The organism is Roseovarius lutimaris (genome assembly GCF_900115165.1).
Taxonomy (GTDB): domain Bacteria; phylum Pseudomonadota; class Alphaproteobacteria; order Rhodobacterales; family Rhodobacteraceae; genus Roseovarius; species Roseovarius lutimaris.
The window spans coordinates 116917-128511 of the sequence record NZ_FOVP01000010.1 but is presented as its reverse complement, the minus strand read 5'-3'; the positions used below and the strand labels follow the sequence as shown (position 1 = coordinate 128511).

The 11595-nt window shown below is 59.0% G+C and carries 12 protein-coding genes and 1 tRNA gene; 7 read left to right on the top strand and 6 right to left on the bottom strand.

Features of this window, described 5'->3' with window-relative positions; all coding sequences use genetic code 11:
* The first annotated feature begins 125 nt into the window (after positions 1-125).
* Positions 126-503 (top strand): DUF4189 domain-containing protein, encoded by a 378-nt coding sequence (locus BMZ91_RS10465; RefSeq protein ID WP_092838180.1) that lies wholly within the window; start codon positions 126-128, stop codon positions 501-503.
* Positions 504-595: 92 nt separating this feature from the next.
* Here BMZ91_RS10465 and BMZ91_RS10460 read toward each other — a convergent pair.
* From BMZ91_RS10460 to tgt, 5 genes are all read right to left on the bottom strand, one after another.
* A tRNA-Val gene (locus tag BMZ91_RS10460) sits at positions 596-670 on the bottom strand.
* Positions 671-690: 20 nt separating this feature from the next.
* Positions 691-1134, bottom strand: coding sequence for an HU family DNA-binding protein (locus BMZ91_RS10455; protein WP_092838177.1), 444 nt, complete (start codon positions 1132-1134; stop codon positions 691-693).
* Between the two features lie 361 nt (positions 1135-1495).
* Positions 1496-3907, bottom strand: coding sequence for an endopeptidase La (gene lon, locus BMZ91_RS10450; RefSeq protein ID WP_092838283.1), 2412 nt, complete (start codon positions 3905-3907; stop codon positions 1496-1498).
* A gap of 239 nt (positions 3908-4146) precedes the next feature.
* Entirely contained in the window at positions 4147-5223 is a 1077-nt protein-coding gene (locus tag BMZ91_RS10445) for an alkene reductase (RefSeq protein ID WP_092838174.1), read from the bottom strand.
* Between the two features lie 179 nt (positions 5224-5402).
* A complete protein-coding gene (gene tgt, locus BMZ91_RS10440) occupies positions 5403-6533 on the bottom strand; it encodes a tRNA guanosine(34) transglycosylase Tgt (RefSeq protein ID WP_092838171.1) in 1131 nt (376 codons plus the stop codon).
* A 126-nt stretch (positions 6534-6659) separates the two neighbouring features.
* Between tgt and BMZ91_RS10435 the strand changes: the two genes are divergently transcribed.
* The 6 genes from BMZ91_RS10435 (at position 6660) to tpiA (ending at position 11028) form a co-directional block, all read left to right on the top strand.
* A complete protein-coding gene (locus BMZ91_RS10435; RefSeq protein WP_092838168.1) occupies positions 6660-7550 on the top strand; it encodes an SPFH domain-containing protein in 891 nt (296 codons plus the stop codon).
* Positions 7550-7831, top strand: coding sequence for an NfeD family protein (locus BMZ91_RS10430; RefSeq protein WP_177193839.1), 282 nt, complete (start codon positions 7550-7552; stop codon positions 7829-7831). The genes BMZ91_RS10435 and BMZ91_RS10430 overlap by 1 nt, the downstream gene beginning before the upstream one ends.
* A gap of 114 nt (positions 7832-7945) precedes the next feature.
* Positions 7946-9361 (top strand): 30S ribosomal protein S6--L-glutamate ligase, encoded by a 1416-nt coding sequence (gene rimK / locus BMZ91_RS10425; protein ID WP_092838277.1) that lies wholly within the window; start codon positions 7946-7948, stop codon positions 9359-9361.
* Positions 9362-9439: 78 nt separating this feature from the next.
* The gene (locus tag BMZ91_RS10420) at positions 9440-9802 is read left to right on the top strand and encodes an SUF system Fe-S cluster assembly protein (RefSeq protein ID WP_092838274.1); all 363 of its coding nucleotides are present in this window, start codon (positions 9440-9442) and stop codon (positions 9800-9802) included.
* A gap of 29 nt (positions 9803-9831) precedes the next feature.
* Positions 9832-10182 carry a HesB/IscA family protein gene (locus BMZ91_RS10415; protein ID WP_092838165.1) on the top strand — a complete coding sequence of 117 codons (351 nt, stop codon included), beginning with the start codon at positions 9832-9834 and terminating at the stop codon, positions 10180-10182.
* Positions 10183-10281: 99 nt separating this feature from the next.
* Positions 10282-11028 carry a triose-phosphate isomerase gene (gene tpiA / locus BMZ91_RS10410; RefSeq protein WP_092838271.1) on the top strand — a complete coding sequence of 249 codons (747 nt, stop codon included), beginning with the start codon at positions 10282-10284 and terminating at the stop codon, positions 11026-11028.
* Position 11029: 1 nt separating this feature from the next.
* Here tpiA and BMZ91_RS10405 read toward each other — a convergent pair whose 3' ends face one another.
* Positions 11030-11491, bottom strand: a complete 462-nt coding sequence (locus BMZ91_RS10405; RefSeq protein WP_092838162.1) for an Lrp/AsnC family transcriptional regulator — start codon at positions 11489-11491, stop codon at positions 11030-11032.
* Between the last annotated feature and the right edge of the window lie 104 nt (positions 11492-11595).

Genomic DNA, 11595 nt, shown 5'->3' with positions numbered 1-11595 from the left:
ATAAAGTGAATACATCGTAAAACACCTCAGACGCGATCACTCGCCTCTGTGGTGTAAGGCCCCCGGATTGACTCGCCTTTTTCTTCTCTCGTAATTTATTTATTATCGTAAAAAGGATAAACTCAATGAGACAGAATTTTAGTAAGCCATTGTTTTTCATTGGTATCATGGCGTCTCTTTTTACCACTGCCAATCATGCCGCCGCCTGCCAGTATGGTCAGTGCTGGAATGCAGTCGCGGTCGGCCCCAACTGGGCCGCCGGCTATGTAACAGATCGCGCCACCGCCCCCGAGGCATATGATCGCGCGAAACGCAGCTGTGGCGAGTCTTGTGACGTTGTCGAGGTTTTCGATGGCGGTTGCGGCAGTTTGGCCACATCGCGCGAGGGCACGGCCTATTTCGGGCTGGGATCCGCGCGCAGGATCGCAGCCAAGGATGCAATGAACCGTTGCGGCATTTTGAACAAATCCTGCGTGACCCGCATCACGACCTGCTCGCGGTAAATCGCTCGCAAGCTGCCAATCCTCTCAGACGCCCTGTCGTTCCCCGGCATTCTGTTCCAACACCTGTCCAAGCCACGTGACTAGAAGAGAAATGGTGGGTGATAAGGGATTTGAACCCCTGACATCTTCGATGTGAACGAAGCGCTCTACCACTGAGCTAATCACCCGCCGTGCGCGGTTTCTAGCGTCAGTCGGCGCCCTGTGCAACCTGATCTTTCATCGGGTCTTCCTCGTCGCCACCCAGCGGTTTGATCACGCTTGCGCCGCCTTGTTTCGACTGGCGGATCTTGGCGATGATGATCCGGGCATTGGGCGTTTCCTTGGTGCGGTTCAGCTTGACCTTACCCAAGGGCTGAAGGTTCAATTCGCGCCCCTCGGCCAGAGCTTCGCCCAGCACCTCCAACATGGCTTCGACCACTGGTTTGGCGAATTTCTTCTTGACCTCGGAACGGGTCACGATCTTGTCCAGAAGCTCTTGTTTCTTAAGCTCGGGGCCGGTGTCAGCGGCGGCGTTTTCGGTGACGACGACAGGGGTGATACTCTGCGCTGCGTCCGCTTTCGGGGGCGTCGCGGTCGAACTGGCCTTTGCTGTGGTTTTCGGGCGGGTCTTGGTGCTGCGTCTTGTGCTCATTTCATGCCTCAATTGTTTATTTTATAGCAACAATCTAACGCGATAAGGGAAACAATACCAGCCAGAGTTGACGAAACCCCACCTGCACCGTTAAATCGACGCTGGATTTCATCTTGGGGAAGACAGATGAACAGAACCTGTGCCGCCGCGCTTTTCAGCTTGAGCCTTTTGACCACCCCCGCCTTTCAATAGCGCGCTCTACGGTCTTTCATAATCCCGCGCATGTCATCGCTATCGCAGCTATAGAGAAAGACGCCGCAATTTCTCTGTCAGTGCCAGGATGTGTTCGTCCCGCATAAGAAACCACCGCCCCTGAAACAGAAAAAGCCCCGGTTTTACCGGGGCTTCCTCGTCGATTTGCTTAATGCGCGGTGGCGCCTGTGCCCTCGCCGCCCTTGGCGATTGCCGCCTCGGCGGCGGCGGCCTCTTCTGCGGCCTCGTCCCATTCGACCGGCTCGGGCGTGCGCACCAGCGCCAGCCTGAGCACGTCACGCACGTGATCGACCGGGATGATATCCAGACCCTCCTTGACGTTATCGGGGATCTCGACCAGGTCTTTCTCGTTCTCGCGCGGGATCAGCACGGTCTTGATCCCGCCACGCAACGCCGCGAGGAGCTTTTCTTTCAGCCCCCCGATCGGAAGCGCATTGCCGCGCAATGTGACCTCGCCGGTCATGGCGATATCCTTGCGCACCGGAATACCGGTGAGGACCGACACAATCGACGTCACCATCGCAAGCCCGGCGCTTGGGCCATCTTTCGGTGTCGCACCTTCGGGCACATGCACGTGGATATCCCACTTTTCGAACTTCGGCGGCTTGACCCCGATTTCGGGCGCAATCGAGCGGACATAGCTTGAGGCCGCATCAATCGATTCCTTCATCACATCGCCAAGCGTGCCGGTGGTCTTCATCCGGCCCTTGCCCGGCAGGCGCAGCGCCTCGATGTTCAAAAGCTCGCCACCGACGGAAGTATAGGCAAGCCCGGTGACAACCCCCACCTGATCGCTTTCCTCGGCCAGACCGTATTTGTACTTTCTGACGCCAAGGAAATCGCTGAGGTTCTCAGAGGTCACCCTAATTTGCTTGTCCTCACCCTTGATGATCCGGGTCACGGCCTTGCGCGCCACCTTGGCGATCTCGCGCTCAAGATTCCGCACACCGGCCTCGCGGGTGTAATAGCGCACCATATCGGTCAGCGCCTCGTCCGTCAGCTCAAACTCGCCCTTGCGCAAGCCGTTGTTCTTGACCTGTTTGTCAATCAGATGCTGCTTGGCAATCTCGCGCTTTTCGTCCTCGGTATAACCCGCCAGCGGAATGATCTCCATCCGGTCCAAAAGCGGCCCCGGCATGTTATAGGAGTTCGCCGTTGTCAGGAACATCACATTCGAAAGGTCGTATTCCACCTCCAGATAGTGATCGACAAAGGTGCTGTTCTGTTCGGGGTCAAGCACCTCAAGCATGGCGCTCGCCGGATCGCCGCGGAAATCCTGCCCCATCTTGTCGATCTCATCCAAAAGGATAAGCGGGTTGGTGGTCTTGGCCTTTTTCAGCGCCTGAATGATCTTGCCGGGCATCGAGCCGATATATGTCCGGCGGTGACCGCGAATTTCGCTCTCGTCGCGCACGCCGCCAAGCGAAATGCGGATGAATTCGCGCCCGGTGGCCCGCGCCACCGATTTGCCAAGGCTGGTCTTGCCCACGCCCGGCGGGCCGACAAGGCACATGATCGGCCCCTTGAGCTTTTTGCTGCGCTGTTGCACCGCAAGATATTCGACGATCCGCTCCTTGACCTTATCCAGGCCATAGTGATCGGTATCAAGCACGTCCTGTGCGCGGCTCAGGTCTTTCTTGACCCGGCTTTTCACGCCCCATGGGATCGACAACATCCAGTCGAGATAGTTGCGCACCACTGTTGCCTCGGCGCTCATCGGGCTCATGTTCTTGAGCTTTTTGAGCTCAGCATCGGCCTTTTCGCGCGCCTCTTTGCTCAGCTTGGTTTCATTGATCCTGCCCTCAAGCTCGGCGACTTCGCCTTCGCCCTCTTCGCCATCGCCCAGTTCCTTCTGAATGGCCTTCATCTGCTCATTCAGATAGTATTCGCGCTGTGTGCGCTCCATCTGGGATTTGACACGCGTCTTGATTTTTTTCTCGACCTGAAGAACGCTCATTTCGCCCTGCATCAGGCCATAGACCTTTTCCAGCCGCTCGCTCACGCTGAGGGTTTCAAGCAGGTCCTGTTTCTTGTCGACCTCGATGCCAAGATGCCCGGCAACCAGGTCGGCCAGCTTTGCGGGCTCTTCAGAGTCCGTTACCGCGGCAAGCGCTTCGTCGGGGATGTTCTTCTTGACCTTGGCATAGCGCGCAAACTCATCCCCCACCGAGCGCAACAGCGCCTCGATGGTGGTGGCATCGCCCGGCATCTCGGTGAGATACTCGGCGCGCGCCTCGAAGAAATCGTCATTCTCAAGATAGTCGGTGATCCGCACCCGCGCCACACCCTCGACAAGCACCTTGACGGTGCCATCGGGCAGCTTCAGCAGTTGCAGCACATTCGCCAACACACCGGCGCGATAGATGCCACTCTCGTCGGGGTCATCAATGCCCGGATCAATCTGACTGCTCAGAAGGATTTGTTTATCGTCCTGCATCACCTCTTCCAGCGCGCGAACCGATTTCTCGCGCCCGACGAAGAGCGGCACGATCATATGCGGAAAAACCACGATATCGCGCAGCGGCAGCACTGGGTAAGAAGCGTTAAGGGGCTCTTGCATCATCATTTCCTGTTCTTGGCAAAAAGGCACTGGCCCTGACTACGCAGCAACCTCGGCCTTCTCCGTTTCACTGGTGTTAATCTGGGGCACAAGCCCGCTGATTTCAACACGCGTCCCCCAGAATGCCCGCCTGCGCCCGCGGGGGCAAGGGCACAATGGGCAGGTTTTAACGCAAATGCCGCGCCCGATGGTCAGGCGCGGCAAGAAAGCGTGTTGTTTGCGTCTTTACCTTAACCGGGTCACGCCGCGTCAAGCCTTGGATAATCGGTGTACCCCTCTCGGCCCCCGCCATAATAGGTATCACCATCCCCCTCGTTGAGCGGCGCATCACGGCGCAACCGCTCGACCAGATCGGGATTGGCGATGAAGGGGCGCCCAAAGGCGACAAGATCGACCTTGCCCTCGTCAACCCGCGCCATCGCCAGATCGCGGTCATAGCCGTTATTGGCCATATAGGTCCCGCGCCAAAGCTCGCGCAGCGCGTCAAAGCCGCCATTGCGATCGCCCCCGGTCTCCCCTTCAATCAGGTGCAGATAGGCCAGCGGATAGGCGTTCAGCCGCTCGACCACATAGCCAAAGGTGGCATCGGGATCGCTATCCTCGGCGGCGTTAAAGCCCGAATAGGGCGAAAGACGCAGACCGATTTTTCCAACGGGCCAGACATCCGTCAACCCGTCAAGCACCTCGAACAAAAGCCGCGCGCGGTTTTCGATCGAGCCGCCATAGGCATCGCTGCGCGTGTTAGGGCCATCCTTGATGAACTGATCCAGAAGATAGCCATTGGCGGCGTGCAATTCGATCCCGTCAAAGCCCGCCTCTTTGGCGCATTTGGCGGCATGCACGTAATCGGCCACGATGCGCGGCATCTCGTCCGTCTCAAGCGCTCGCGGCACAGAGGTCGTTTCAAACCCGTTGCGGGTAAAGGTCGGCGACTCGGCGCCGATGGCCGAGGGCGCAACCGGTGGCTGACCATCCGGTTGCAGCGACACATGGCTGATCCGCCCGACATGCCAAAGCTGGATCACGATCTTGCCGCCCTTGTCATGCACCGCGTCGGTGACCTTTTTCCAGGCCGCGACCTGTCCGGGCGTGTAAATCCCCGGCGTACCGACATAGCCCTTGCCCTCGGCCGAAATTTGCGCGGCCTCGGTGATGATAAGCCCGGCCCCGGCGCGCTGACTGTAGTAATCCACATGCATATCCGACACCTCGCCGGTGTCATCATCGGCGCGATTGCGCGTCAGCGGGGCCATAACCATGCGGTTGGCCAAATCGAGGTCACCGGCGGTGACGGGGGAAAATAACTTGTCTGACATAAGGACGCTCCTGGGTTTGTTCTGCGGCATAGTGCGGATCGTCTCCGCAGCCTCGCAACACAGTTAGGCACGACCGGCCCTGCCCCCAAGGGCCAAACCCTATCCCCTATTCCACAGCGCCCCTTGCAGAAATGCACAGGTCTGATGGCTTGACAGGCGGATACCCGAAAGCAGATCCGTCAAAGCGGCTCGATATCGCCCTGCGCCCGCCCGGCATGAAAACCCGCTTCCCATTCGGCAAACCGACCCTGCGCAATCGCCTCTCGCATGCCCGCCATGATATCCTGAAAATAATGCAGGTTATGCCAGGTCAACAACATCGAGCTGATGATTTCCTGGCTGCGGAACACATGATGCAGATAGGCGCGCGAGTAATTGCTGCACGCCGGACAGCTACAGGCCTCATCCAGCGGTCTTGGATCATCCTGATGGCGCGCGTTCTTGATGTTGAGCACGCCCCGGCGGGTAAACACCTGGCCCGTGCGCCCCGAGCGGGACGGCAGCACGCAGTCCATCATGTCAATCCCACGCTTGACCGCGCCGACGATATCGTCGGGTTTGCCCACCCCCATCAGATAACGCGGCTTGTCTTCGGGCAGGAACCCCGGCGCATAATCCAGCACGCCAAACATCGCCTCCTGCCCCTCACCCACGGCAAGCCCGCCGACCGCGTAACCGTCAAAGCCGATCGCCTTGAGCGCCTCGGCGCTTTCCTCGCGCAACTCGGGCGTCACGCCGCCCTGCATGATCCCGAAAAGCGCATGGCCGGGGCGGTCGCCAAAGGCGTCTTTCGACCGCGCGGCCCACCGCATCGACAGGCGCATGCTTTCGGCCACGGCCTTATCCGTCGCCGGAAGCGCCGGGCATTCGTCAAAGCACATGACGATATCGCTGCCCAACAGCCTTTGGATTTCCATTGATCGCTCTGGGGTCAGCTCGTGTTTCGAGCCGTCGATATGGCTCCGAAACGTTACACCTGCCTCGGTGAGCTTGCGCAGCCCCGCAAGGCTCATCACCTGAAAGCCGCCGCTATCGGTCAGAATGGGGCGATCCCAGTTCATGAATTCATGCAGGCCCCCCAGCCGGTCAATCCGCTCGGCACCGGGGCGCAGCATAAGGTGATAGGTATTGCCCAACAGGATATCCGCCCCGGTCGCGCGCACGCTTTCGGGCATCATCGCCTTGACGGTTGCCGCCGTCCCCACCGGCATGAAGGCCGGCGTGCGGATGTCGCCACGCGGCGTTGAAATCACCCCGCTGCGTGCAAGACCGTCGCGGGCCTGCATCTCGAACCTGATCTGCGCCGTCATAATTTGACCCCTATCTGCGTTTACCCCCCTTAAAGCGATTTACCCCAGCTTGTAAAACGGCCAAAAGCGGCACATCTTTCAAAAATGGCCGAACGCGGCGGTTTGCGTGTAATTTTGAGGTACGAAATGTTAGAAGATCAGATCATGGACCTGCTTTCGTCCAACCTGTTGTATATCCTGTTGGCCGCGCTGATCATCATCACGGTACTGCGCAGTGTCAAAATCGTTCCGCAATCGGAACAATTCGTGATTGAACGCTTTGGGCGGCTGCATGCGGTTCTCAAACCCGGTATCAACATGATCGTGCCGTTTCTGGATCGCGCTGCGCATCGCATTTCGATCCTTGAACGCCAATTGCCGACCGCCAGCCAGGATGCAATCACCAAGGACAACGTGCTGGTGCAGGTCGATACCTCGGTGTTCTACCGCATCATCGAGCCGGAAAAAACGGTGTATCGCATCCGCGACGTCGATGCCGCCATCGCCACCACCGTGGCCGGGATCGTGCGCGCCGAGATCGGTCGAATGGACCTTGACGAAGTCCAGTCCAACCGCAACGAGATGATCGGCACCATCAAATCGCTTGTCGAAAGCGCCGTGGATGACTGGGGCATCGAGGTGACGCGCGCCGAAATCCTTGACGTGAACCTTGATCAGGCAACCCGCGACGCGATGATGCAACAGCTCAACGCCGAGCGCGCGCGGCGCGCCCAGGTAACCGAGGCAGAAGGCTCCAAGCGCGCGGTCGAGCTCAATGCCGACGCCGAGCTTTACGCCGCCGAGCAAACCGCCAAGGCCCGTCGCATCGCCGCCGAGGCCGAGGCCTATGCCACAAGCGTCGTTGCCGCCGCCATCGCCGAAAACGGCCTGGCGGCTGCGCAATATCAGGTCGCCCTGAAACAGGTCGAGGCGCTGAATGCGCTTGGCGCAAGCCCATCCTCTTCGACCATCCTGGTGCCCGCCAACGCGCTTGAGGCTTTTGGAAATGCCTTCAACATGCTGAAAGGAAAGGCATGATGCTGGGCGGGGTTGCTCTCTGGTCGTTCTGGTGGGTCTGGTTTGCCGCCGCCCTTGTGCTTGGCATCCTTGAAGTGCTTGCACCGGGCTTTATCTTTCTCGGCTTTGCCATCGGCGCCGCCCTCGTGGGCCTCTTGCTGCTTAGCCCGCTCACCCCTGGCCTTGCCGCGCTTCTGGCGATCTTCGCGGTGCTGTCGCTGATCGCATGGCTCATTCTGCGGCGCTTTTTCCGCGCGCCCGGCGGCAATGCGCGCAGGATCGAAACCGACATCAACGATTAGGCCCTGCAACCCAAGCTCCCTTGAGTTTCCCCTCCATTCATGATGTGACTGGGTGCCCAAGGATGCCGGGGTGTGCCCGCGCGCGATCCAGACCTTGCCAAGGAGGCACCGTTCATGACCACCGCCGACACTCCGCAGCCGCTGCAATTCGGGTGGGAAGAATGGGTTGCCCTGCCCGGACTTGGCGTGCCCGCGCTCAAGGCCAAGGTCGATACCGGTGCGCGCACCTCGGCGCTGCATGCCTTTGATATTGAAACCTTTGGCCCCGCCTCCAAACCCAAGGTGCGCTTTACCGTGCACCCGATTCCGGGGCGCGACGACCTTGTGATCCCCTGCTCGGCCACGATTATTGACCGGCGCGATGTGACCTCGTCCAACGGCGACAAGGAAATGCGCTATGTCATTTCCTCCACTCTCGCCGTGAACGGCCAAAGCTGGCCGATCGAAATCACCCTGACAAACCGCCACGGCATGGCCTCTCGCATGCTTTTGGGCCGTCGCGCGCTCAAGGATCATATCTCGATTGTCGCAACCGACCGTTTTATGCAGCCCGAGCTTTCCTATGACGTCTACCACACCGCCAAAATGCGCAGCGCCCAGCCCAACCGTGCCCTGCGCATCGCTGTTCTGAGCCGCGAGGACAACTATTCCACCCGCCGCCTTGTCAGCGAAGGCGAGGCGCGTGGTCACACCGTCGAGGTGATCAACACCACCCGCTGTTACATGGCGATCAACGCGATGTCGCCCGAGGTGCATTACGACGGCAAGCGCCTGCCGCGGTTTGATGCCGTGGTGCCGCGCATCGGCGCCTCGATCACGCCCTATGGCACCGCGATCATCCGCCAGTTTGAAACCATCGGCACCTATTGCGTGAATTCCAGCGCCGGCATCACCTCTAGCCGCGACAAGCTTTACGCCCATCAACTTATGGCGCGCGCCAAGATCGGCATGCCCAACACCGCCTTTGCCGCCTCGCCGCTTGACACCTCGAACCTGATGGGGCTTGTCGGCACCGCGCCACTTATCGTCAAGCTTCTGGAATCGACACAAGGAAAGGGCGTCGTGCTGGCCGAAACCAAAAAGGCGGCCGAATCCGTGATCGACGCCTTTCGCGGTCTCAAGGCCAACTTTCTGGTGCAGGATTTCGTCAAGGAGGCGGCGGGCGAAGATATCCGCTGTCTGGTGATCGGCGGCAAGGTTGTGGGCGCGATGAAGCGCACCGGGGCCGAGGGCGATTTTCGCTCGAACCTGCATCGTGGTGGCTCGGCCAAGGCGGTGCGGATCACCAAGCTTGAACGCGAAACGGCGATCCGCGCGGCAAAAGTATTCGATCTCAACATGGCCGGCGTCGATCTTTTGCGCTCTGAGGCCGGGCCAAAGGTGCTTGAGGTCAACTCGTCCCCCGGCTTTGAGGGGATCGAGACCTCAACCGGCAAGGACATCGTTGGCGCGCTCTATGATCTGATCGAATCCCGCGTGCGCCCCGCCCCGGTGCGTCGCCGTAAATCCAGCATCAGCATCGAAGACTGATCCGCTTGCCGCCGCCCTCTGGACGAAGCCCGCTATAAACCCTATATGTTTGGTCAGGATAACCCGTAGGACACGATGATGAACAATAGCCCAGAACCCCTTGAAGGCGCCCCGCTGATTGCGCCCTCGAGCACCGATCACCCGCTTTATGATCAGGTGGTCGAGGCCTGCCGCTCTGTCTATGACCCGGAAATTCCGGTGAATATCTATGATCTGGGCCTGATCTATACGATTGATATTGATGGCGAAAATGCGGTCAATGTCACCATGACCCTGACCGCGCCCGGCTGTCCCGTGGCCGGTGAAATGCCCGGCTGGGTTGCCGAGGCGATCGAACCTTTGGCAGGCATTAAACATGTCGATGTTCAACTGGTCTGGGAACCGCCCTGGGGCATGGACATGATGAGCGATGAAGCCCGCCTTGAGCTGGGCTTTATGTAATTACCACAACGGATTGGAAGGCAAACCTAATGTTTGGCATCCCCGGAAAACAAGCCGTCACCATTACCCCGGCCGCCGCGTCGCAAATCGCAAAGCTGATGGGCCGCGATGGTCATCAGGGGCTGCGTATTGGCGTCAAGAAGGGCGGCTGTGCGGGCATGGAATACACCATGGAATACGTGACCGAGGTCGACCCCAACGACGAGGTGGTCGAATCCGATGGCGCGCGCGTGATGATCGCACCGATGGCGCAGATGTTCCTGTTTGGCACCCAGATTGACTATGAAGTCTCGCTGCTGGAATCGGGATTCAAGTTCAACAACCCCAATGTGACCGAGGCTTGCGGCTGCGGTGAATCGATCAAATTCGCGGATATGTAAGCCGCCGCTGCTCTCAAACATATCGGCTAACCGCCTGTCGTGCTTGCATTCCGGCGGATGTCGGACGACGAGATCAGGTAATTTCAAGAAGGCATGATGATGAAACGCAAACTCGCTGCGGGCAACTGGAAGATGAACGGCACCACCCCCAGCCTTGCCGAGTTACAGGCGCTTGTGTCTGTCCATAAGACGCCCTCTGTCGATATCCTGATCTGTCCGCCTGCGACCTTGATCGCCCAGGCCGCCGGGATTAGCGCCGACAGCACCATTATGATCGGCGCTCAAGATTGCCATGCGGCCGCCTCTGGCGCCCATACCGGCGATATCTCGGCCCCCATGTTGGCCGATGCCGGTGCCGGGGCGGTGATACTTGGCCACTCGGAACGCCGTGAAAATCACAATGAAACCAGCGATTTGGTCGCAAAAAAGGCCCTGGCCGCCCATGCGGCGAGCCTGATTGCACTGGTCTGCCTTGGTGAAACTCTGGCACAGCGCGAAGGCGCGCAAACATTGGATGTGATCGCCGATCAGCTTGCCGGGTCCCTGCCCGACGGCACCACCGGTGCCAATACCGTCATCGCATACGAGCCGATCTGGGCCATCGGCACAGGGCTCACCCCGAGCCTGGAGCAGATTGGCGAGGTACATGCTTTCATCCGCAGCCGCCTTGATGATCGCTTTGGCGCCGGGGCCGCACAGGATTTTCGCCTGCTTTACGGTGGATCGGTCAAGCCGGAAAATGCCGCAGAAATTTTCGCCACCTCGAATGTCGATGGCGCACTGGTCGGCGGAGCAAGTTTGAAGGCTGATGATTTTTCGCCTATTATCAACGCATTGGAATCCTGATTTAAAGCGGAAGCATGGTGGTTGATTTGATCTCTTCCATCGACAAAAGTGCCGTGACATTATGCACCTTCACCTCTGAAATCAGCGCCTGATAAAACACGTCATAGGCGCGCGCATTGGCGACCCTGACCTTGAGAATATAATCGATATCCCCCGCAAGGCGATGTGCCTCTTGCACCTCGGGCCGTTCCTTGAGCGCCTTCAGAAACGCCTTTTGCCAGGCGGCATCATGCTCTGAGGTTCGGATCAGTACGAAAAAACAGGCCTCAAGCCCAAGCGCCTCGGCATCCAGCAGATAGGTTTGCTGTTTGATCACCCCGGCCTCGCGCATCTTGCGAATCCGGTTCCATACGGGGGTCTTGGAACTGCCGACATTCCTGGCAATATCGTCGAGCGATTGCCCCCCATCCTCTTGCAACTGCACGAGGATTTTTCGATCCAGTTCATCCAGACGAACAGCCATTCCGATTTCCCTTCAACCTTGGAACACTTCGCCTAAGCGGGCCGCAATACGGAACATATGTCCTTATTCACCGCGCCGTATGGCGTATATGTGGGAATATTTCC